General features: G+C 64.4%; 20 protein-coding genes. 12 read left to right on the forward strand and 8 right to left on the reverse strand.

Annotation, left to right across the window (positions count from 1 at the left end; translation table 11 throughout):
- Positions 1–29 precede the first annotated feature (29 nt).
- Positions 30–1,589, reverse strand: a complete 1,560-nt coding sequence (gene crtD, locus D2V07_RS09580) for a 1-hydroxycarotenoid 3,4-desaturase CrtD (RefSeq protein ID WP_119587165.1) — start codon at positions 1,587–1,589, stop codon at positions 30–32.
- 114 nt (positions 1,590–1,703) lie between these two features.
- Between crtD and D2V07_RS09585 the strand changes: the two genes are divergently transcribed.
- The 10 genes from D2V07_RS09585 (at position 1,704) to pufC (ending at position 11,417) form a co-directional block, all read left to right on the forward strand.
- The gene (locus tag D2V07_RS09585) at positions 1,704–2,813 is read left to right on the forward strand and encodes a methyltransferase (RefSeq protein WP_119586783.1); all 1,110 of its coding nucleotides are present in this window, start codon (positions 1,704–1,706) and stop codon (positions 2,811–2,813) included.
- A 109-nt stretch (positions 2,814–2,922) separates the two neighbouring features.
- Positions 2,923–3,858, forward strand: a complete 936-nt coding sequence (bchC, locus tag D2V07_RS09590) for a chlorophyll synthesis pathway protein BchC (protein ID WP_119586784.1) — start codon at positions 2,923–2,925, stop codon at positions 3,856–3,858.
- On the forward strand, positions 3,855–4,853 hold the full coding sequence (locus D2V07_RS09595; protein ID WP_119586785.1) for a chlorophyllide a reductase iron protein subunit X: 999 nt from the start codon (positions 3,855–3,857) through the stop codon (positions 4,851–4,853). Before bchC ends, D2V07_RS09595 begins: the two co-directional genes overlap by 4 nt.
- Before the next feature lie 39 nt (positions 4,854–4,892).
- On the forward strand, positions 4,893–6,416 hold the full coding sequence (gene bchY, locus D2V07_RS09600; RefSeq protein WP_119586786.1) for a chlorophyllide a reductase subunit Y: 1,524 nt from the start codon (positions 4,893–4,895) through the stop codon (positions 6,414–6,416).
- On the forward strand, positions 6,413–7,858 hold the full coding sequence (gene bchZ, locus D2V07_RS09605) for a chlorophyllide a reductase subunit Z (protein WP_119586787.1): 1,446 nt from the start codon (positions 6,413–6,415) through the stop codon (positions 7,856–7,858). The genes bchY and bchZ overlap by 4 nt, the downstream gene beginning before the upstream one ends.
- A 121-nt stretch (positions 7,859–7,979) precedes the next feature.
- Positions 7,980–8,135, forward strand: a complete 156-nt coding sequence (gene pufB / locus D2V07_RS09610) for a light-harvesting antenna LH1, beta subunit (protein ID WP_119586788.1) — start codon at positions 7,980–7,982, stop codon at positions 8,133–8,135.
- A gap of 81 nt (positions 8,136–8,216) precedes the next feature.
- Positions 8,217–8,390 carry a light-harvesting antenna LH1, alpha subunit gene (gene pufA, locus D2V07_RS09615; protein ID WP_119586789.1) on the forward strand — a complete coding sequence of 58 codons (174 nt, stop codon included), beginning with the start codon at positions 8,217–8,219 and terminating at the stop codon, positions 8,388–8,390.
- 101 nt (positions 8,391–8,491) lie between these two features.
- Positions 8,492–9,316, forward strand: a complete 825-nt coding sequence (gene pufL / locus D2V07_RS09620; RefSeq protein WP_119586790.1) for a photosynthetic reaction center subunit L — start codon at positions 8,492–8,494, stop codon at positions 9,314–9,316.
- Positions 9,317–9,330: 14 nt separating this feature from the next.
- Positions 9,331–10,305: a photosynthetic reaction center subunit M gene (gene pufM / locus D2V07_RS09625; RefSeq protein ID WP_119586791.1), complete on the forward strand. Its 975-nt coding sequence runs from the start codon at positions 9,331–9,333 to the stop codon at positions 10,303–10,305.
- Positions 10,302–11,417, forward strand: a complete 1,116-nt coding sequence (gene pufC, locus D2V07_RS09630; RefSeq protein WP_119586792.1) for a photosynthetic reaction center cytochrome PufC — start codon at positions 10,302–10,304, stop codon at positions 11,415–11,417. Before pufM ends, pufC begins: the two co-directional genes overlap by 4 nt.
- Positions 11,418–11,433: 16 nt before the next feature.
- Here pufC and D2V07_RS09635 read toward each other — a convergent pair whose 3' ends face one another.
- The 7 genes from D2V07_RS09635 to D2V07_RS09665 all read right to left on the reverse strand — a co-directional run bounded on the left by D2V07_RS09635 (position 11,434) and on the right by D2V07_RS09665 (position 17,979).
- Positions 11,434–11,682, reverse strand: a complete 249-nt coding sequence (locus D2V07_RS09635; protein ID WP_233548337.1) for a hypothetical protein — start codon at positions 11,680–11,682, stop codon at positions 11,434–11,436.
- Between the two features lie 5 nt (positions 11,683–11,687).
- Positions 11,688–12,170, reverse strand: coding sequence for a TspO/MBR family protein (locus D2V07_RS09640; protein WP_119586793.1), 483 nt, complete (start codon positions 12,168–12,170; stop codon positions 11,688–11,690).
- A complete protein-coding gene (locus D2V07_RS09645; protein ID WP_119586794.1) occupies positions 12,167–13,363 on the reverse strand; it encodes a geranylgeranyl diphosphate reductase in 1,197 nt (398 codons plus the stop codon). Before D2V07_RS09645 ends, D2V07_RS09640 begins: the two co-directional genes overlap by 4 nt.
- A complete protein-coding gene (locus D2V07_RS09650) occupies positions 13,360–14,685 on the reverse strand; it encodes a BCD family MFS transporter (RefSeq protein WP_119586795.1) in 1,326 nt (441 codons plus the stop codon). The genes D2V07_RS09645 and D2V07_RS09650 overlap by 4 nt, the downstream gene beginning before the upstream one ends.
- On the reverse strand, positions 14,682–15,587 hold the full coding sequence (chlG, locus tag D2V07_RS09655) for a chlorophyll synthase ChlG (RefSeq protein WP_119586796.1): 906 nt from the start codon (positions 15,585–15,587) through the stop codon (positions 14,682–14,684). The genes D2V07_RS09650 and chlG overlap by 4 nt, the downstream gene beginning before the upstream one ends.
- Positions 15,588–15,652: 65 nt before the next feature.
- The gene (gene ppsR / locus D2V07_RS09660) at positions 15,653–17,071 is read right to left on the reverse strand and encodes a transcriptional regulator PpsR (RefSeq protein WP_119586797.1); all 1,419 of its coding nucleotides are present in this window, start codon (positions 17,069–17,071) and stop codon (positions 15,653–15,655) included.
- 11 nt (positions 17,072–17,082) lie between these two features.
- A complete protein-coding gene (locus D2V07_RS09665) occupies positions 17,083–17,979 on the reverse strand; it encodes a cobalamin B12-binding domain-containing protein (protein WP_119586798.1) in 897 nt (298 codons plus the stop codon).
- Positions 17,980–18,210: 231 nt separating this feature from the next.
- On the opposite strand from D2V07_RS09665, the gene bchF reads away from it, so the two are divergent.
- Positions 18,211–18,720, forward strand: coding sequence for a 2-vinyl bacteriochlorophyllide hydratase (gene bchF / locus D2V07_RS09670; RefSeq protein WP_199698769.1), 510 nt, complete (start codon positions 18,211–18,213; stop codon positions 18,718–18,720).
- Positions 18,717–20,000: a ferredoxin:protochlorophyllide reductase (ATP-dependent) subunit N gene (locus D2V07_RS09675; protein ID WP_119586800.1), complete on the forward strand. Its 1,284-nt coding sequence runs from the start codon at positions 18,717–18,719 to the stop codon at positions 19,998–20,000. Before bchF ends, D2V07_RS09675 begins: the two co-directional genes overlap by 4 nt.
- The last annotated feature ends 4 nt before the right edge of the window (positions 20,001–20,004 follow it).

The raw sequence follows: 20,004 nt of genomic DNA on the forward strand, positions 1-20,004 counted from the left end.
AAAGACGCTGCCCAGAAAGGCGATGATCGTCAGGCCGTGCCTTCCGTCTTCGCTGACCGCATCGACATACCACCAGGCATAGCCACCGGGTGCAACCGGCGCATCGAAGCGAGGTCGCGCGTCACTTGCGCTGCTGCCAGGCCGCCCGACAAGGCGGCCATCGGCACGCCCGCCCCCGGATGGGTGCTTCCACCCGCGCAGTAGAGCCCAGCGATCCGGGTCTTCGTTCCTTGCCGGAGGAAGGACGCCGCCCATCCGTGCGAGGCCCGTCCATAAAGGGCTCCACCCGTCGACGGGAACAGCCCCTCGAACGTATTCGGGCTCGCCAGCGCGTGCGGCAGGGGATCCTCCAGGATAAGCCCCGCCCTGGCGCAGCTGTGCCTCATGACCTCGGTACATTGGTCCATCTCCTGCCGGGTATAGGTGTGGGTGTCGCCGTTGGCCGGCGCATTGACGATGATCTGCAATCGCTCGCGCGCCCCGGGCGGCGTACCGTCCTCGGCATCACGATCCTGTGCGCAGACATAGACACTGGGATCGCCGGGCGGACGACCGGCCGAAATATCGGCAAATTCGCGCGGGTAGTCCGGCGAAAACAGCACGTTGTGGCGCGACAGGGGAAAGCCCGTGGTGCGCGCATGGGCCAGCCAGACCATCGCGGAAAGCGATCGGTTCCGCGGCTTCAGGCTGGCAACGGCCCGGCTTGCGGACTGGCCGAAACGGCCATCGGCCAGCGCCGCGGGATCGCAGTTCGCCACGATGGCCTGCGCCGCAATACGCTCCCCGTTGTCGAGCACGACGGCCTGCGCGCGCCCGCGAGACACCTCGATATCGCGCACCTTCGCGCCAAAGCGGATCGTGGCGCCGTTTTCCTGCGCGAGACGACGCAGGGCATCGGCCATTGCGCTCATCCCGCCATCGATCAGCCATACGCCCTGCGCCTCCACGTGGGCGACCAGCATCAGCGTTGCCGGTGTGGCGAAGGGCGAGGAACCGCAATAGGTGGAGTAGCGCGCGAACAGCTGGCGCAGCCGCTGGTCGGCGAAGTGCTCTCCCAGCACCTTCCACATGCTTTCGTAGGGCCGGATCGCCAGCAGGTCTCCCACGCGCCACAACCCGATTCGCCACATGAGCGGCAGGGGCCAGGAGACCTTGCCCGCCCGCAGCATGGAGTTTTCCAGTATACCGTGAATACGCGCGGCCTCGGTGCGAAAGGCCCGGTATCCGCGGGCGGCATCGGCCCCGGCAAAGGCACCTATCGCCTCTTCGCTCTGCCGCGGGTCGGCATGAAGGTCGAGGTGGCTGTCGTCGTCCCATGCGTGGCGGGCCAATACCTGTGCCGGACGCACGCTGACGTAGTCGTCCAGTTCGCTGCCACCGGCGCGGAAGATATCGTCGAAGACGTCGCGCATAGTGAAAACGGTTGGCCCGGCATCGATCGCAGCGCCATCGACGGCGACCTGGCGGGCCTTGCCACCGGCCCACGCCTCTTTTTCCAGCAGGGTCACGTCATGCCCGGCGCAGGCGAGTCTGGCCGCACAGGCAAGCCCTCCCATTCCTGCTCCGATGATGACGGTGCGCCCGGCCATGCCTGTCTCCCATTCGATCAATCAGTTGACCTTTACATAGCATATGTCCAGTTCATTGGACATATGGGCGACAAGATTCCTTCACTCCGCAATACGGCACCGTCCGGCTGGAGAATGCGCTGGGCAGCCTGGCGCAATCGCGTTATTGCCAGTGAAGGCTTCCAGTCGTTCGCCGCGCGGATGCCCCTGTTGCGCCCGGTCGCACGGCGCAGGGCATCGGCGCTCTTCGATCTGCTGGCGGGCTTCACCTATACCCAGACGCTGCTCGCCTTCGTGGAAAGCGGGATGCTCGAGCTGCTTGGCGAGGGTCCGTGTGCACTGGAGCGCGTGGCCTCCCATACGCAGCTTTCACCAGCCGCGACCGAGCGGCTCGTCCGCGCTGCCGCAGCCCTGGACCTGGCAGAAGAGGTGGCGCCGGGCTGGTGGACCCTGGGCCAGCAGGGCGCCGCGCTCAGCAGCAATGCCGGTGCGCTGGCGATGGTGCGCCATCATGCGCTGCTCTATGCCGACCTTACCGATCCGCTCGCCCTGCTGCGGCAGGATCGGGAGGAACCCACGAAGCTCAGCGAATTCTGGCGCTATGCCGCCCGCGAGGACCCGGCAGCGCAGGGGGAGGACGCGGTTTCGCCCTATTCGCAATTGATGGCTACTTCGCAGGCGATGGTCGCACGCGAAGTGCTAGCGGCCTACGATTTCGACCGCCACGCATCGGTACTGGATATCGGTGGTGGCCATGGGGTCTTCCTGAAAGCTCTCGCGCACAGGTTCCCGCGTCCCCGACTGGGTTTGATGGACCTTCCGGGCGTGATCGACGGTGCGCGCCGCAACTGCGCGGACCTTGCCGATGCCGGGCGTGTCGAATTCCACCCCGGCAGCTTTTCCGCGGACCCGATTCCCGGTGGGTACGACTGCATTACGCTTGTGCGCATACTGCATGACCACGATGACGAACCGGTGGTCCGGCTGCTGTCCGCAATCAGGAAAGCGCTCGCGCCGGGCGGCCGCCTGGTGATTGCAGAACCGATGTCCGGGACTCGCGGTGCCGAGGCCATGGGCGACGCCTATTTCGGCCTGTATCTCTGGGCCATGCGCTCCGGACGGCCCCGCACCAGGCAGGAGATCGGCAGCTTGCTGAAAGCTGCGGGATTCCCCGGCTTTCGCCTTGTGCGCACGTCCCAGCCGGTGGTCACATCTCTCATCGTCACCTCTGCTTTACACACCTAAGTGTCATTGTGATTTGACACTTTATTCAAGATGTCTAATGTAAAGCTGCGCCAAAGCCTCTCTAGGCTGTGGCACCGAGACATGAACCGAAGGGAGGTCGGCTCGGAAAATGGATGCAATGGCAGTCATTATGGAAGGACCGCGGCAGATCGCCGTCAAGTCGCTGGCGCTCAAGCCGGTCGGCCCTTCCGATGTCGTCGTTGAAATCCTCTGGAGCGGCATCAGTTCGGGCACGGAAAAGCTGCTGTGGAGCGGCGACATGCCGAACTTTCCCGGCATGGGTTATCCGCTGGTCCCCGGTTACGAATCGGTAGGCCGCGTGGTCGATGCAGGCTCTGAAGTCAGCGATCGGATCGGTGACTGGGTATTCGTGCCGGGCTCCACCTGTTTTGCCGACGCGCGGGGCCTGTTCGGCGGCTCCGCCCAGCGCCTTATCGTCCCCTCGGCGCGCGCATTCCCCGTTTCCGAGTCGCTGGGTTCCGACGGGGTGCTATTTGCTCTCGCCGCCACCGCGCACCATGCGCTGGCGGGCGGCGATCCGCCGGACCTGATCGTCGGTCACGGCGTGCTTGGCCGGCTGCTGGCCCGCATGACCATGGCCATGGGCGCGCCCGCGCCGGTGGTGTGGGACAACAAGCCGTGCCGCCGTGAAGGCGCGAGCGGGTACGATGTCATCGCCCCCAAGGACGACGACCGGCGCGACTACCGCGCCATCTACGATGTCAGCGGTTATGCGGACGGCGTGGACACCCTAGTCGGGAAGCTGGCGCACGGCGGTGAGATTGTGCTCGCAGGCTTCTATTCCAACCGCATCAACTTCGCCTTCGCGCCCGCCTTCCAGAGGGAGGCACGCCTGCGCGTTGCCGCCGAATGGCGGGCTCAAGACCTGCCCGCCACACGCGCGCTTATCGAAAGCGGCGCGCTCGACCTTACTGGCCTCGTATCGGACATCAGGCCCGCTGCGGATGCGTCAGGTGCCTACCGCAAGGCCCTGCTCGAGCCGGAATGCCTGAAAATGGTTCTCGATTGGAGCGCAAGCGCATGAACATGCTCGATACCCAAGCAAGCAATGACCATGCCCTGCGGGAGGAGGCGGCGATAGAGCCGGACCCCGTCCACACCGGCGAAGTGAAATCCGAAACGCAGATCATCGCGATCTACGGCAAGGGCGGTTCGGGCAAGAGCTTCGCGCTCTCCAACCTCAGCTACATGATGGCCCAGCAGGGCAAGCGCGTGCTGCTGATCGGCTGCGATCCCAAGTCCGACACCACCAGCTTGCTGTTCGGCGGAAAAAATTGCCCGACCATCATCGAAACCAGCTCGGCCAAGAAACTCGCGGGCGAGGAAGTGACCATCGAAGATGTCTGCTTCCAGCGCGACGGTGTGTTCGCAATGGAACTGGGCGGCCCCGAAGTGGGTCGCGGCTGCGGTGGGCGCGGCATCATCCACGGCTTTGAACTGCTGGAGAAGCTGGGCTTCCACGAATGGGGCTTCGACTACGTGCTGCTCGATTTCCTGGGCGACGTGGTCTGCGGCGGCTTCGGCCTGCCGATTGCCCGCGACATGTGCCAGAAGGTGATCGTCGTCGGGTCGAACGACATGCAGTCGCTCTACGTTGCGAACAACGTGTGCAAGGCGGTGGAATACTTCCGCAAGATGGGCGGCAACGTGGGCGTTGCCGGCATGATCATCAACAAGGATGACGGTACCGGCGAGGCGCAGGCTTTTGCCGACGCGGTCGACATTCCGGTGCTGACTTCCATCCCGGCCAACGAGGATATCCGCCGCAAATCGGCGAATTACCAGATCATCGGAACGTCCGGCAGCGAATGGGCGAGCCTGTTCGAGGAACTGGCGGAGAATGTCGCCAAGGCTCCTCCGCAGCAGCCCAGGCCGCTGGAACAGGACGGCTTGCTGGACCTGTTCACGCCAGAAGAAACGGGCGGCAACGTCCAGCTGGTGCCCGCCACCCAGGCAGACATGCGCGGCGGTTCTTTCGAACCCAAGCCCTCGCTCGAGGTGATCTATGACGAGGTGTAGCGCGCTTTCCCCCGTTCCCCCGACGGGATTCCAGGCGGAATGACCGATCTCGGCTCCCCTGTCCGTGAACGCGACACGTTCGACCTTGGCGGGGCCGAAAGCGGTGGGTGTTCCAGCGGCGATACGCTGAAGGATGCCGCGCGCAAGGCGGGCAAGAGCGAAGTGCTCGACCGCTACGAGAAGGATTATCCGGTCGGCCCGCACGACCAGCCGCAAAGCATGTGCCCCGCATTCGGGTCGCTGCGCGTGGGCCTGCGCATGCGGCGCACCGCTACCGTCCTTTCGGGAAGCGCCTGCTGCGTCTACGGCCTGACCTTCACCAGCCATTTCTACGGTGCACGGCGGACGGTGGGCTACGTCCCCTTCAGTTCCGAAACGCTCGTCACCGGCAAGCTGTTCGAAGATATCAAGGAAGCCGTCGAAGGCCTTGCCGATCCTGAAAATTACGATGCCATCATCGTCACCAATCTCTGCGTCCCCACCGCCAGCGGCGTTCCGCTGCGACTGCTGAAGAAGCAGATCAACGGTGTGCGCATCATCGGCATAGACGTTCCTGGCTTCGGCATTCCAACCCATGCCGAGGCCAAGGACGTTCTGGCGGGCGCCATGCTCGCCTACGCGCGCGAGGAGGCCTCTGCCGGGCCCGTCGCCGCACCAAGGGAGCGATCGGACAGGCCCACGGTGACTCTCCTCGGCGAGATGTTCCCCGCTGACCCGGTAGGCATCGGCATGCTGCTGGAGCCCCTGGGCCTCGCGGCCGGTCCGGTCGTCCCGACGCGCGAATGGCGTGAACTCTATTCCGCGCTCGATTGCGCCGCAGTCGCCGCGATCCATCCATTCTACACCGCCAGCATCCGCGAATTCCAGGGTGCCGGACGGCCTGTAATCGGATCTGCGCCCGTGGGTGCGGAGGGGACGGCGGCGTGGCTCGACGCTATCGGCTCGGCCTGCGGTATCAAGCAAGAAACGGTCGATAACGCAAAGGACCGCTTTGTCGCCGCCATCCGTGGCGCGCTCGCCGCCAACCCCATCCGTGGGCGGATAACCGTTGCGGGATACGAAGGGTCGGAACTGCTGGTGGCGCGGCTGCTGGTAGAGAGCGGGGCCGAGGTGCCTTACGTCGGCACGGCCTGTCCGCGGACTCAGTGGTCCGACCCGGATCGCGAATGGCTGGAGGCAAAGGGTGTCCGCATCCAGTACCGCGCCAGCCTGGAGCAGGACATCGCTGCGGTCGACGAATTCAAGCCCGATCTTGCCATCGGCACCACGCCGGTCGTCCAGCACGCCAAGCAGAAAGCCATTCCGGCGCTCTATTTCACCAACCTGATTTCTGCCCGCCCCCTGATGGGTCCGGCAGGTGCAGGCAGCCTGGCGCAGGTCATCAACGGCGCGCTGGCCAACCGCGAACGCTTTGCCGCGATGGAGGAATTTTTCGGCGATGTCGGCAGCGGGGACAATGCGGGCATCTGGGAAAACACGCCGGTCGCGCATCCCAAGTTCAAGCAGAAGTATGCCGCCCAGAACGAGGCCGCACGCAAGGCGGCAGAGGCGGTGGGATCATGACCCTTGTTCTCGATCACGATCGCGCAGGCGGCTACTGGGGCGCAGTCTATGTCTTCACTGCGGTGAAGGGATTGCAGGTGGTGATCGACGGCCCCGTGGGCTGCGAGAACCTGCCGGTCACCAGCGTGCTCCATTACACAGACGGCCTGCCCCCGCACGAACTGCCCATCGTCGTCACCGGCCTGGGCGAGGAAGAGCTGGGCAAGACCGGCACCGAAGGCGCGATGAAACGCGCGTGGAAAACGCTGGATCCGGATCTTCCCGCAGTCGTCGTCACCGGCTCCATCGCGGAGATGATCGGCGGCGGCGTGACGCCGGAAGGCACCAATATCAAGCGCTTCCTGCCGCGCACGATCGACGAGGACCAGTGGGAATGCGCCGACCGCGCGCTGTCCTGGCTGTGGACCGAATTCGGGCCGAAGAAAGTGCCCGCGATCAAGCCGGTGCGCGAAGGCGAAAAGCCGCGCGTCAATATCCTTGGCCCAGCCTACGGCATATTCAACATGGCGAGCGACCTCGCCGAAATCCGCCGCCTGGTGGAGGGGATCGGGGCAGAAGTGAACCTCGTGTTCCCGCTGGGCACGCACCTCGCCGAAATTCGCCAGCTTGCCAATGCGCAGGCGAACGTCTGCCTGTACCGCGAATACGGGCGCAACCTTTCGGAGCTGATGGAACGGCCCTATTTCCAGGCGCCGGTCGGCCTCTCCTCCACCACGGCTTTCCTGCGCGCATTGGGCAAGGAACTGGGCCTCGATCCCGAACCCTTCATCACGCGCGAGAAGCACACCACGATCAAGCCGCTGTGGGATTTGTGGCGCTCCGTCACGCAGGATTTCTTCGGCACGGCAAGCTTCGGCATTGTCGCCAACGAAACCTATGCCCGCGGCATCCGGCACTTCCTGGAAACGGACATGGGCCTGCCTTGCGCTTTCGCCTTCTCGCGCTCTGCCGGGGTGAAGCCGAAGAACGAGGATGTGCGCGCCGCCATCCATGCCAACCCGCCGCTGGTGGTGTTCGGCAGCTATAACGAGCGGATGTACATGGCCGAGTGCGGGGCGCGCGGCACCTACATTCCCGCAAGCTTCCCCGGCGCGGCGATCCGCCGCCACACCGGTACGCCGTTCATGGGCTATTCCGGCGCGACGTACCTGGTGCAGGAGGTGTGCAATGCGCTGTTCGACGCGCTGTTCCACATCCTGCCACTTGGCACCGATCTCGACCGGATAGACCCCACGCCAGCGCGCGCGCGGCAGGAACTGCCGTGGGACGAGGATGCCAAGACGCGGCTCGACCAGCTGATCGAAGCGCAGCCCGTCCTTATCCGCATCTCCGCCGCGAAGCGCCTGCGCGATGCGGCAGAGCGCGCAGCGCGACGTGCAGGCGACGAGCGCGTGAGCGCCGATCACCTCGCCGACGCCCTTCTCGAAGGCCAGCGCTCGTGAGCGCGCCTGTCACTTTCGCCCGGACCACCACCGGGACACGCCATCCTCGCGGATTTCTCCTCGAGGGTACTCGCCGGGGCCGTGCGCCCCTCGCAACCAAAGCAAGACTGGAGAAAACGCTATGAGTGATCCCGATGATCGCCTCGGGCTGAGGACATACCTCACCCCGGAAGAAGCGAAGGAATTCCACAAGCTCTTCATGGGCAGCTTCCTCGGCTTCACCGCGGTGGCAGTGGTGGCACACATCCTCGTTTGGGTGTGGCGTCCCTGGCTCTGATGCCAACCTCGCAGGCAGCGTCCGAACGGCCACAGGGCCAGAGCGGCGCGGCCAGGACAAACTAGAACAAGGAAAAGTACCATGTGGAGAACTTGGCTTATTTTCGATCCGCGAAGGGCGTTGGTGGCACTGTTCATCTTCCTCTTCGTGCTGGCACTGGTGATTCATTTCATCCTGCTCAGCACCGACACCTACAACTGGCTCGACGGCCCCAATTCGGCGCAAGGCGCCATGGTCGTCGAGACCACCGGCTAAGCACACCGGATTTGCGAGGGGCGGCGGCTGCGGCCGTCGCCGGCTCACCCCGGTTGGCATCTTTTTAGGCCCGTCGCCCTGCGGCGGGGGAGGATAAGGCTATGGCGCTCCTGAGTTACGAGCGGAAATATCGCGTGCGCGGTGGCACACTGATCGGTGGTGACCTGTTCGACTTCTGGGTGGGGCCGTTCTACGTCGGCTTCTTCGGAGTGGTAACGGCGATCTTCGCCACACTCGGTACGCTTCTTATCTTCTATGCGGCTTCGCAGGGGCCCACCTGGAATCCCTGGCTGATATCCATCGCCCCGCCAGACCTGAGCCACGGCCTTGGCTTCGCGCCTCTCAAGGAAGGCGGGTTCTGGCAGGTCATCACGGTCTGCGCGATAATCTCCTTCACCGCATGGGCGCTGCGCGAGGTGGAAATATGCCGCAAGCTGGGCATGGGCTATCATGTGCCCGTCGCCTTTGGCGTGGCCATCTTCGCCTATGTCTCGCTGGTGGTGATCCGCCCAGTCCTTCTGGGAGGGTGGCATTTCGGCTTTCCGTACGGCATTTTCAGCCACCTCGACTGGGTATCCAACACAGGATACCAGTACCTGCATTTCCATTACAATCCGGCGCACATGCTGGCGGTGAGCTTCTTCTTCACCACCGCGCTGGCGCTGGCATTGCACGGCTCGCTCGTCCTTTCGGCGGTCAACCCGGCCCCGGGTGAGGATGTGAAGAGCCCCGAATACGAAGACACCTTCTTCCGCGACCTCATTGGCTATTCCATCGGCACGCTGGGCATTCACCGCCTGGGCCTGCTGCTGGCGCTCAACGCCGGCTTCTGGAGCGCGGTCTGCATCATCATCAGCGGCCCGCTGTGGACCAAGGGCTGGCCTGAATGGTGGACCTGGTGGCTCAACCTGCCGATCTGGTCCTGAGGGGAGATAACACGATGGCGCGCTATCAGAACATTTTCACCCAGGTCCAGCTGCGCTCGGCACACGAGATGGGCATTGCCCTTCCCGTCGGTGACGAGGACCGCAGCGGCGGAACCACTTTCAACCACTGGGCGGGCATCATCGGCCAGGCGCAGATCGGGCCGATCTATCTTGGCTGGCTGGGCGTTGCCTCGCTGCTCTGCGGGTTTCTGGCGTTCGAGATCATCGGCCTGAACATGCTGGCATCCGTCAACTGGGACCCGATCCAGTTCGTTCGCCAGCTGCCCTGGCTGGCGCTGGAACCTCCGGGCCCGCAATACGGCTTCACCCCCTTCGTGCCGCTGGCCGAAGGCGGCTGGTGGATCCTGGCCGGCATGATGCTGACAGCCTCCGTCTTGCTGTGGTGGGTGCGGACATATCGCCGCGCCCGTGCGCTGGGCATGGGCACGCACGTTGCCTGGGCATTCCTGGCCGCCATCTGGCTGTTCCTGGTGCTGGGCGTCATCCGTCCCGGTTTCATGGGCACCTGGGCGGAAGCCGTTCCCTTCGGTATCTTCCCGCACCTGGATTGGACTGCGGCATTCTCCATCCGGTACGGCAACCTGTTCTACAATCCGTTCCACGCCCTCTCGATCGCGTTCCTCTATGGCTCCACCCTGCTTTTCGCGATGCACGGGGCCACGATCCTTGCGGTCGGCCGCTACGGCGGGGAGCGCGAGATCGAACAGATCACCGATCGCGGCACCGCGTCGGAGCGCGCCGCGCTGTTCTGGCGCTGGACGATGGGCTTCAACGCCACGATGGAATCGATCCACCGCTGGGCCTGGTGGTTCGCGGTATTGACCACGCTGACCGGCGGCATCGGCATCCTGCTGACAGGCACGGTTGTCGACAACTGGTACCTGTGGGCGCAGGAACACGGCTATGCGCCCAGCTATCCCGACTCCGGGATTGCTGATCCTGCCGGGTTGGGGAGTATTGTGGAATGACCCTTCATGGCAATTTGACCCGCAGGCGCCTTCCGCTGGCAGCGCTGGCCGTTCTCGCGGGATCGGCAACCCTGGCCGGGTGCGAGGTGGCCCCCAAGGTCTCCCAGCAGAACGGCTATCGCGGCACCGGCATGGACCAGATCTATATCTCCGACAGCGAGATCCGCGACGAAGTGCCTGCGCCGCCCTACGAACTGCCGCCGCCAGGAGGCCAGTCCGCAGGCGAGGTGTACGAGAACGTCCAGGTGCTCTCCAATGTCTCGGTAGACGAATTCAACTACCTGATGGCGGCGATCACGGAATGGGTCGCGCCCGAGGAGGGCTGCGCCTACTGCCACAACCCGGCCAACATGGCGTCCGACGAGATCTACACCAAGACCGTCGCCCGCAGCATGATCCAGATGACCCAGAGTGCGAACAACAACTGGTCCGATCACGTGGGTGCCACGGGTGTCACCTGCTGGACCTGCCACCGGGGCAACAACATTCCCGAAGCGGTTTGGACACTGCCGGGCGAACCGCAGCGGGGCATCGTGGGCAACCGCAATGGCCAGAACGAACCGGTCAGCAACACCGCCTATTCGTCGCTGCCCCAGTATGCCGTAGCGCGCTACCTGCTGGGCGAGGTGGAGCCGGAGGATATCCGGGTGGTATCGACCACGATGCACCCCACGCCTGCCAACACGATCACCACGATGGAAACGGAATCCAGCTACGCCCTGATGATGCACATGTCGGATTCGCTGGGCGTGAATTGCACCTACTGCCATAACTCACAGTCGTTCTCGGCCTGGAACATCTCCACGCCGCCGCGCGCCACCGCGTGGCATGGCATCCGCATGGTTCGCAACCTCAACGGCAGCTACATCACGCCGTTGCAGTCCATCTTCCCGGACAACCGCCTGGGTCCGATGGGCGATCCCTACAAGGTGAATTGCACCACCTGCCACCAGGGGCAGAACAAGCCCATGGGCGGCGTGCAGATGGTGGCGGACTATCCTGCGCTGCAGTCTCCCCCGCAATCCGGCTGGCGGCCTTCACAGGCGGCGATGGACATGATCATGGGCCCGGCCGCGGACGACACCCAGAACGGGGTCGAGGCCACCGACTAGAGCGGAAAGATAAGCTTCAGCGGCGCATCCGGCGGACAAGGTCGGCCAGGTGCGCCGGGAAGGCCAGGGTCAGCGGAATTGCCACCCAGTACCATGGCGCGCCTGTCAGCGCCGCGCGTAGTCCCAGCAGGATGAAAGCTGCCGGCAACAGCATCAGCGCCGCGTCCACGGCGCGGCCGTGCCTGAAGGCCAGCCACAGGAATTCCAGCGCCACCACCGCCAGCACGACATCTACCGCGTGGCCGCTTGCAAAGAATTCATCCATGCTAATCAGCCAAACGGGCCGTTCAGCTCGACCACGCTCCAGTTGAGGACAGCGGCAGCGGTGACCCAGGCCAGGTACGGCAGCAGCAGCACGCCCGACAGGCGCGACTGGCGCCAGCACTGCACCACCAGCGCAAGGATCGAGAGCCAGAGCAGCAGCACTTCGGCAAAGGCCCAGTCGGGGCGCTGCATGCGGAAGAACAGCAGGCTCCACAAAATATTCAGGAACCCGTTGAGGGCGAACATGCCGATCAGCCAGTCGGCCTGCCGTGCATTCGGCGCGCGCCGCCACGCGGTGACGGCCGCCCAGGCCGCCAGCGCGAAAATCACCGTCCAGGCAATGGGGAAGACCGGCCCCGGCGGTGTCCACGACGGTTTCTCAAGGCCCTGATACCACGGCCCCAGGTCGGTGATCGTGGCCCCCTGCGTGGCGATGCCCAGCGCTGCCAGCGCCGCGACGATCACCGGCATAACCCAGCTTCTGCTCATTGTGCTACCGGTCGCAGCCCCAGCAGGTGGGCGCAATCCTTCAGGAAGATGCGCACGTGTGCCATCGGCTTCGCCCTTACCAGCCGCTTGTTCATATAGGCCTGCCAGGTCAGTTCCTGCACATCGGGGTCGGCGCACATCTCCACGAAACGTTCGCGCCGCTTGTCGCTGGAATACCAGAAGCGCTGCATCATCCCCAGGATCCAGAAAACCCGGCCATGCAATCGCATGAAGTCGCGGCGCGCGCGGCGCAGCATGGCGGGCTTGCCGGTGACGATGAAGTCGTTGGCGGCGATGGCTGCGATCCGACCGCAGGTCATGGCATAGTAGATACCCTCTCCGGATGCGGGAGCCACCACGCCAGCGGCATCGCCTGCAACGATAACGTCGCGGCCATTGTCCCACCGCTTCAGCGGCTGTAGCGGAATGGGCGCGCCCTCTGTGCGCACCGTCTCGCAGCCTGCCAGCCCCAGGTCGCCGCGCATCGTCTTCACCGCGCCGCGCAGGGAAAAACCCTTGTTGGCGCTGCCCACCCCGACACTGGCGGTCTCGCCATGGGGGAATATCCAGGCATAGAAATCGGGCGAAAGCTTGCCCTGGTAGAACACGTCGCATCGATCGCCGTCAAAGCCTTCCTTCGTACTGGCCGGAGAGCGAATGATCTCGTGATAGGCGAAGACACACTTCATGTTCTCGGCCCCGGCAATGTTCTGCCGTGCGACAGCGGAACGGGCGCCGTCTGCGCCGATCACCACCTTGGTGCGTACCTTGCGCAGTTCTCCGCCGCGCCCTTCGCGGTAGCAGACCAGCGGACCTGCGCCATCGTCGCGCTCCACCCGCTCGAAAATGCCGGTGCGCCGCTCAGCCCCGGCGGTCTGCGCTCGCTCGCGCAGCCATTCGTCGAACACGTCCCGGTCGACCATGCCGACGTAACCGATCACGCCCACGGGCATATCCACCTTGCGATCCGATGGCGCGATCATCCGGGCTGAACGCGCGCGCGCCACCAGCAGGCTTTCCGGCACGTCGAAATCGGCCAGCAATCGGGGGGGAACGGCACCGCCGCACGGCTTGATCCGCCCCGCCTTGTCCAGCAGCAGGATTTTGTGACCGGCCTTGGCGAGGTCGCAGGCCGCCGTCGCGCCGGACGGTCCGCCGCCCACCACCACCGCGTCGAAGAATTCTTCTGTCATGATCCCGCTACCTCCACTGTAATGTGCTTGCGCCGCGATGCAGCCCGCAGGCCCAGCCACGCCGCCACGATGAACAGGCCCCCCTCGATTGCGAAAATCAGCTGGAATGCCTCCGCATCGTGGCCCTGCGCGCGACGAGCGAAATCCACGCCCAGCGCGCCCAGCAGGCCGCCCGCGCCAAAGGCGATGGCCTGCGCCGCGCCCCACACGCCCATGCGAACACCCTCGCGCGTGCGTTCACCGGCACCCGCCAGGCCCATCATCGAACCGATGGCCGACACCGCGAACACGCCATTGGCCAGCCCGAGCACGAAGACATTTGCCTCCAGCGGCCAGCCCGGCCCGACCTGCGCCCCGATAGCCAATCCTGCGAGCGCGAGCGCCGAGGCAAGGCAGCCGATGGCGGTCCAGCTGCGCAATTCACCGGGCAACCGGCCCGCGAAGGCACTGCCGCCCACGCCCGCGGCGATCATGCCGATCAGCACGCCGCCGTGCTGCATTCCGGAAAGCTGGGTGGACTCGCCCGGCGTCATGCCGAACACCAGGCCTGCAAACGGCTCCAGGATAAGATCCTGCATCGAGTAGGCGAGCATGGAGACAAAGATGAACAGCGTGAACCGCCGAGCGGTCTGTTCGCGCAGGATTTCGTCCAGTGCCTCGCGGAAATCGGGAACCGGCGTATCGCGGCCGGACGCCTCCACCGGCAAGGCGCTGGCTTCCAGCCGCCATACTGCCAGGCCAGTGACCACCAGCGCGCATGCCACGACTCCGCTCGACACCAGGGCCAGGCGGGTTTCGGAGAAGGGATCGAGCATGGAACCTGCTACTCCGGCAGAGAGGACAATCCCTGCCACCATCATGATCCACGTCGTTGCCGCAGCCGCCGCGCGCCGGTGCGGGACTACGCCCGAAGCAAGCAGGGCCAGCAAGGACGTGCCCGCAGCGCCCACGCCGCCGCCGATCATTGTGAAGGCCAGCACGGCCAGCAAGATCGCGGCAACGCCCGCTGTCGGCATGAGGATGGTGGCATTGACAGCCACCAGCGCGCCCAGCCCCAGCAGCGCCATGCCGAACAGGATCCATGGTGTCCGCTTGCGGCCTTTGTCGGACCCCTGTCCCCACATCGGGCGCGTCAGTTGCACCGCATAGTGCCACGCAACCAATCCCGCGGGGACTGCTGCGGCCAGTCCGTACTCCACCACCATCAGGCGGTTGAGCAGGGAGGTGGCCAACATCACAATAGCACCGATCGAGGCCTGTACGGCACCTAGCCTGGCAATCGCCAGCCAGCCAAATCCGGTTGCGGCCTGCCCGTTATTCATCCCAGGTATCCCCCCAGTCCGAGTGCCGCTGCCAGCATTCCCAGCACGTAAAGTGTGACGCCCAGCGCCGCGTACCAGGGCGCATTGCGGACAGGATCGGACAACAGGCGCGGCATCAGCGCGCATTGCGCCAGCAACACCGCCGTCACCGCGGCGCAGGAATAGGTCATCCCCCAGCGCCATAGCAGCGCGATAACGACCAGTTGCGCGGCGGCCATCACCAGGCAGGCCAGCCGGGCGGCGTAACCGATACCCAGCGTGACCGGCAGCGAGCGCAAACCGGTCGCACGGTCGCCCGTTACGGCCTTGAAATCATTGAGAGTCATGATCCCGAACGCACCGATGCTGTAGAGCAGCAGCACGGCCAATATCTGGCCCGATGGCAAGGTGCCGGCCATGACGCTGGCCCCGGTGAACCAGGTGAGCCCTTCGTAAGTCAGCGCAACTACGGCAGGGCCGAGCCAGCCGCTGGTCTTGAACCGGAATGGCGGCGCGCTGTACGCCCAGGCGCAGGCCACGCCCAGGATCGTGGCGGCAAACACCCACGGCCCTATCAGCCAGGCGACAGCCAGCGACAGCAAGCTGCCGACCACGGCGATCCTGAGGCCCCAGTTCCCGGCAATGCGGCCCGAAGGTATCGGCCGATCGGGCTGGTTGATGGCATCGACATGCCGGTCGAACCAGTCGTTGATGGCCTGGCTGTTGCCGCACACCAGCGGCCCGGTCAGCACTATTCCTGCAATGAGGAAAGCCCAGCGACCATCGATCGAAACCCCGGACGAGACAACGCCGCACATGAACGCCCACATGGGTGGGAACCAAGTGATGGGTTTAAGGAGTTCGATGACATCCCTTGCCGCCAGAAGCGGCGCCGAAGGGATGGTAGAAACCGAACGAGCCATGGCACGAGGCTAAGCTCGCCAGACGGCAACGTCAATTTCTTTTGACACCTTAAGTGTAAGGCAGATCAGTCTGGTTTTGCGACGGAATTGGCAAAACCGTATCGATTGAGCTTCGAATAGAGACTTTGCCGACTGAGGCCGAGGATTTCCGCCGCCGAGGCGCGGTTGTCGGAAGTGTAGGTCAGGGCCGCTTCGATGCACAGTCGCTCGATCAGATCCGTGCTCTCCCGAACGATGTCTTTCAGCGACATCCGCCCGACAAGTTCTGTCAACTGTTCGACAGAGCGCGGCAGGTCATGGGCGGTCGGCGGCAGGTCGCGCAAACGCCGTCCGACCGGACGCAGGACGAACCCGACGTGCGGATTTCCGCCCTCCGTCTGCACGGCAGACAGTTCAACGGGTTCACCTCCGCCGTCTTCCTGTTCACCAACCACGGTCATCACGTTGCTGGCAAACCCGCTCTTGCCAAGCTGACCACGGATAAGTTCGAGATCGATGCCGGGCCGGCCGACAAAGTCGCCAATCGACTTGCCCCGCACCTGGTCGATGCTGGCAGCCCCGATCAGCTCTGCAAAGGCGACATTGCCTGCCACGATACGCATGTCGTCATCGGTGAGGACGAAGGCATCGGGCATGGCCGCTACCACGTCGCTGATCGGTCCATCGACGGCGACGGGATCGCTTTGGGTAGGTGCCAGGTGCAACAGCAACCAGCGCGCGCCCTGCTGGCGAAAGCCGCTGGCGGTCACGGAGATTTCCGTTTCGCCCTCGCGCAACCGCGCCACGCGCGGCGACACCGTGTCGGACGCCATGGCCGAGCCCATCAGTTCGATCAGCGACTCCCGCTCTCCCGCGGCGAACAGCGGCAGCAGCTTGCTGCCGACAAGGCTGCCCTTTTTTTCGCCCAAAAGCCGGTGCGCGGCAGGATTTGCTTCCCGGATGCGGTAATTCTCGTGCTCCACCACCAGCACCGCTTCCGGGCTCTTTTCCAGCAGCAGGCGATAGCGCGCCTGATTTTGCCGCAGGCGCATGTAATCACGCTCCAGCGCCTGCTGCGCCTGCAGCAGCCGCTGTTGCAGGGCCGCCTCTTCGCGCATGCTGCGACCGATCGCGATCAGCCTGCCATTGTCGCCAGTGTTGATGACGACGTAGGCGACCGGAAGATCGCCTTCATCGCCGATGTGGTTGACATGCCGCCAGTGCTGGACCTGGCCCTTGCGGGCGCTGGCCAGCATTTCCATCAGCTTGGTCTGGCTCTCCACGGTGACCGTGTCGAACCATTCCTGGCCAATCCATTGTTCGAACACGGGAAATTCATTTCCGTTGGCAGAGGCATCGAGGATCCGCCCCTTGTCGTCCAGCACCAGGGTGATGTCGCCGCCCGCCATCGCCAGCTGCATCACAGCTTCGGGGGCAAGCCCTTCGAACGCAGAGACGTCACCGAAAGTCGGTCGCTTTTCGATGCTGTACTTTCGCGAAAGCATTGTTCGCCAGCCTAGTTGCTTGCTGTTGCCAAGGGCCTCACTCTCGCCACCAGTTGCTCCGCCAGGCGAAGCGCCGAACTGGCGTCGACGGCAGTACCGTCGGCCCCGGCTCTATCGACCATGGAAGGATCGGAATTAACGAGCCTTCCACCGATCATGACGATCAAATCCGGATTCTTTGAGACGCTTCGCAGACAGTTGATGAATTCAGAAAGCGCGTCGCTAGGACAATCGCCGCTAAGCGTCAATCCAACGATATCGAAGGAACGATCCTTGACCAGGGCGAGCAATTCGAGCCGCCTGGGCTCAAGCAGAACCTCGCTGGTCCAGCCAGCACGGGCAAAGACCTCTTCCACCATGAGCGTGCCGAAAGAGTGCTGTTCGCCGGGCATGGGAGACAGCATGATCGAACGCGGGGCGATCGCGCCTTCCATTATTGCCGGCGAGTTCTCAGCCACGGTGCGCAGGATTTCCTGCAGGCGCCAAAGGCCCATCGTCACGTCCACGAAGTCGCAGGTATCTTCCTGCCACATCACGCCCAACCGGCGTGCCGCTGGTGCCAGCAAATCGAGAAAGATGGTCTCGGCGCTGACGCCGCGATCGAGGTAGGCCTCGACACGGTCGAACAGGTCGCCCGCCTCCAGGGTCAGGGCAAGGGTGGCGAATTCCAGCGCTTCGTCAGGATGGATTGTGCCATTCTCTATAGCCGGTCGCTCTCCGGGCGCAGTGGGGCGAATTAGCAGAAGATGCGGAATGATCGTGCCGGCAATCAGCTTGTCGACGTCGAGACAAGTGTCGGGATCGTCGTTGTCGCTATTGGTATCCGATCGGATCTGGTCATCGTGACCAAGCGTTCCTGCAACTGCCTTCCGGCTTGGTGCTGCCCCTGTCCTGTACGCTGAAGCCATGGACCTCTCCCGGTCTCGTGCGGCGCGAATTGCGTCATTCCGACCGTTCGACCTCTGACGTGACGAATCGTGCCGGAGATTGGACCCTACGCCTCATCTTGTCGGCGTGCAAACGCCCTTATGTCAACTTATATTGTCGTCAAGATAGATTGACACTTTGGGGAATAGAGTCGTAGGTTGCTTGTCTAACCAGCGGAGGTTACGCCTGGTATGACGGGAAATGATGCCATAATGCACACCGCGACTCACAGTCGCAGTGGTGACGGTACAGGCGGGGCGCTCTACACTCCGGAAGAGCGCCGGCGCCGGGACAATTCCCCGTGGACCATCGTTCAGGGCGTGCTTGCCCCCATCCAGTTTCTGATCTTCCTGTGCAGCCTCGCCCTTGTCCTGCGCTATCTGGCGACGGGCACGGGGGAATGGGCGGCGGACATATCCATCGTCGCCAAGACCGCTGCGCTCTACGCCATCATGGTAACCGGCTCCATCTGGGAAAAGGTCGTCTTCGGTCGCTGGCTGTTTGCCCGCCCCTTCTTTTGGGAAGACGTGTTTTCCATGCTCGTGCTGGCGCTGCACACCGCTTACCTGGTGATGCTGCTTGGCGCTTTCGGAACGGTCGAGCAGCGCATGATGGTGGCTCTCGCCGCATACGCCGCATACGTCATCAACGCCGGGCAATTCCTGCTGAAGCTGCGCGCCGCGCGGTTGCAGACCGCTCAGACGATGGCGGCCGCAGGATGAGCGGCGGCGTTGCCCACGCTCCCGCAGGCGGTGCCGATTGTGCGCCGGTGCTGCGCGAACGGGGTCAGCGCGAGGTATTCTGCGGATTGACCGGGATCGTTTGGCTGCATCGCAAGATGCAGGACGCCTTCTTCCTCGTCGTGGGTTCGCGCACCTGCGCCCATCTGCTGCAATCCGCCGCGGGCGTGATGATCTTTGCGGAGCCGCGCTTTGCCACCGCCATCATCGAGGAACGCGACCTGGCAGGCATGGCCGATTGCCACGACGAATTGGACCGGGTCGTCACCCGCCTGCTGGAACGTCGCCCGGAAATTCGCACGCTGTTCCTCGTCGGCTCCTGCCCTTCCGAAGTTATCAAGCTGGACCTGGCCAAGGCGGCGCAGCGGCTGGGCACGCAATATGCGCCGCAGGTCCGCATTCTCAATTATTCGGGCAGCGGCATAGAGACGACCTTCACGGAAGGCGAGGACGCCTGCCTTGCCGCACTGGTGCCGGAAATGTCCGCACTGCCAGCCGGATCGCCGACAGAGCTGCTGGTGGTGGGCGCCCTGCCCGATATCGTCGAAGACCAGTTTATGCGCCTGTTCGCAGAGCTGGGCGTCGAGCGTGTCGGTGTGCTGCCTGCCCGCCGCGCGTGCGACCTGCCGCCCGTCGGCCCCGATACGCTGTTCCTGATCGCCCAGCCCTTCCTGACCGAAACCGCCATGGCGCTGGAAAATCGCGGCGCAAGGCATCTGGAAGCCCTGTTGCCCTTCGGCGCGGAAGGCACGACAGACTGGCTGCGTGCTGCGGCGCATGCCTTCGGCGTAGACGACATGCACTTTAACCGCGTCATCGCTCCGGGCCGTGAGCGGGCCAAGCGCGCGATCGCTCACAGCCGCGAGAAGCTGGAAGGAAAGCGCATCACCTTCCTGCCGGATTCGCAGCTCGAGGTGCCGCTTGCGCGGTTCCTGGCCACGGAACTCGGCATGGTGCCCGTCGAAGTCGGCACCCCCTATCTCAATCGCCGCCTGGTCGGCCGCGAACTGGCATTGCTGCCGGCAGAGACGCGCATCTCGGAAGGCCAGCATGTCGACCGCCAGCTGGACCGAGTACGCGCCGACCGGCCCGATCTGACCGTCTGCGGCCTCGGCCTTGCCAACCCGCTGGAGAGCGAGGGCCTGAGCACCAAGTGGGCGATTGAACTGGTGTTCTCCCCCATCCACGGTTTCGAGCAGGCAGGCGACCTGGCCGAACTCTTCGCCCGCCCGCTGCGGCGGCGCGACGTGCTGAGGGTATAGGGCG

Origin of the sequence: Aurantiacibacter zhengii (assembly GCF_003584125.1) — a bacterium.
In the GTDB taxonomy this organism is placed as follows: Bacteria; Pseudomonadota; Alphaproteobacteria; order Sphingomonadales; family Sphingomonadaceae; genus Alteraurantiacibacter; species Alteraurantiacibacter zhengii.

Coding starts and splice junctions, on each gene's coding strand:
- crtD (WP_119587165.1), bottom strand. CDS start 1,589: ATGGCCGGGCGCACCGTCATCATCGGAGCAGGAATGGGAGGGCTTGCC.
- D2V07_RS09585 (WP_119586783.1), top strand. CDS start 1,704: ATGCGCTGGGCAGCCTGGCGCAATCGCGTTATTGCCAGTGAAGGCTTC.
- bchC (WP_119586784.1), top strand. CDS start 2,923: ATGGATGCAATGGCAGTCATTATGGAAGGACCGCGGCAGATCGCCGTC.
- D2V07_RS09595 (WP_119586785.1), top strand. CDS start 3,855: ATGAACATGCTCGATACCCAAGCAAGCAATGACCATGCCCTGCGGGAG.
- bchY (WP_119586786.1), top strand. CDS start 4,893: ATGACCGATCTCGGCTCCCCTGTCCGTGAACGCGACACGTTCGACCTT.
- bchZ (WP_119586787.1), top strand. CDS start 6,413: ATGACCCTTGTTCTCGATCACGATCGCGCAGGCGGCTACTGGGGCGCA.
- pufB (WP_119586788.1), top strand. CDS start 7,980: ATGAGTGATCCCGATGATCGCCTCGGGCTGAGGACATACCTCACCCCG.
- pufA (WP_119586789.1), top strand. CDS start 8,217: ATGTGGAGAACTTGGCTTATTTTCGATCCGCGAAGGGCGTTGGTGGCA.
- pufL (WP_119586790.1), top strand. CDS start 8,492: ATGGCGCTCCTGAGTTACGAGCGGAAATATCGCGTGCGCGGTGGCACA.
- pufM (WP_119586791.1), top strand. CDS start 9,331: ATGGCGCGCTATCAGAACATTTTCACCCAGGTCCAGCTGCGCTCGGCA.
- pufC (WP_119586792.1), top strand. CDS start 10,302: ATGACCCTTCATGGCAATTTGACCCGCAGGCGCCTTCCGCTGGCAGCG.
- D2V07_RS09635 (WP_233548337.1), bottom strand. CDS start 11,682: ATGGATGAATTCTTTGCAAGCGGCCACGCGGTAGATGTCGTGCTGGCG.
- D2V07_RS09640 (WP_119586793.1), bottom strand. CDS start 12,170: ATGAGCAGAAGCTGGGTTATGCCGGTGATCGTCGCGGCGCTGGCAGCG.
- D2V07_RS09645 (WP_119586794.1), bottom strand. CDS start 13,363: ATGACAGAAGAATTCTTCGACGCGGTGGTGGTGGGCGGCGGACCGTCC.
- D2V07_RS09650 (WP_119586795.1), bottom strand. CDS start 14,685: ATGAATAACGGGCAGGCCGCAACCGGATTTGGCTGGCTGGCGATTGCC.
- chlG (WP_119586796.1), bottom strand. CDS start 15,587: ATGGCTCGTTCGGTTTCTACCATCCCTTCGGCGCCGCTTCTGGCGGCA.
- ppsR (WP_119586797.1), bottom strand. CDS start 17,071: ATGCTTTCGCGAAAGTACAGCATCGAAAAGCGACCGACTTTCGGTGAC.
- D2V07_RS09665 (WP_119586798.1), bottom strand. CDS start 17,979: ATGGCTTCAGCGTACAGGACAGGGGCAGCACCAAGCCGGAAGGCAGTT.
- bchF (WP_199698769.1), top strand. CDS start 18,211: ATGCACACCGCGACTCACAGTCGCAGTGGTGACGGTACAGGCGGGGCG.
- D2V07_RS09675 (WP_119586800.1), top strand. CDS start 18,717: ATGAGCGGCGGCGTTGCCCACGCTCCCGCAGGCGGTGCCGATTGTGCG.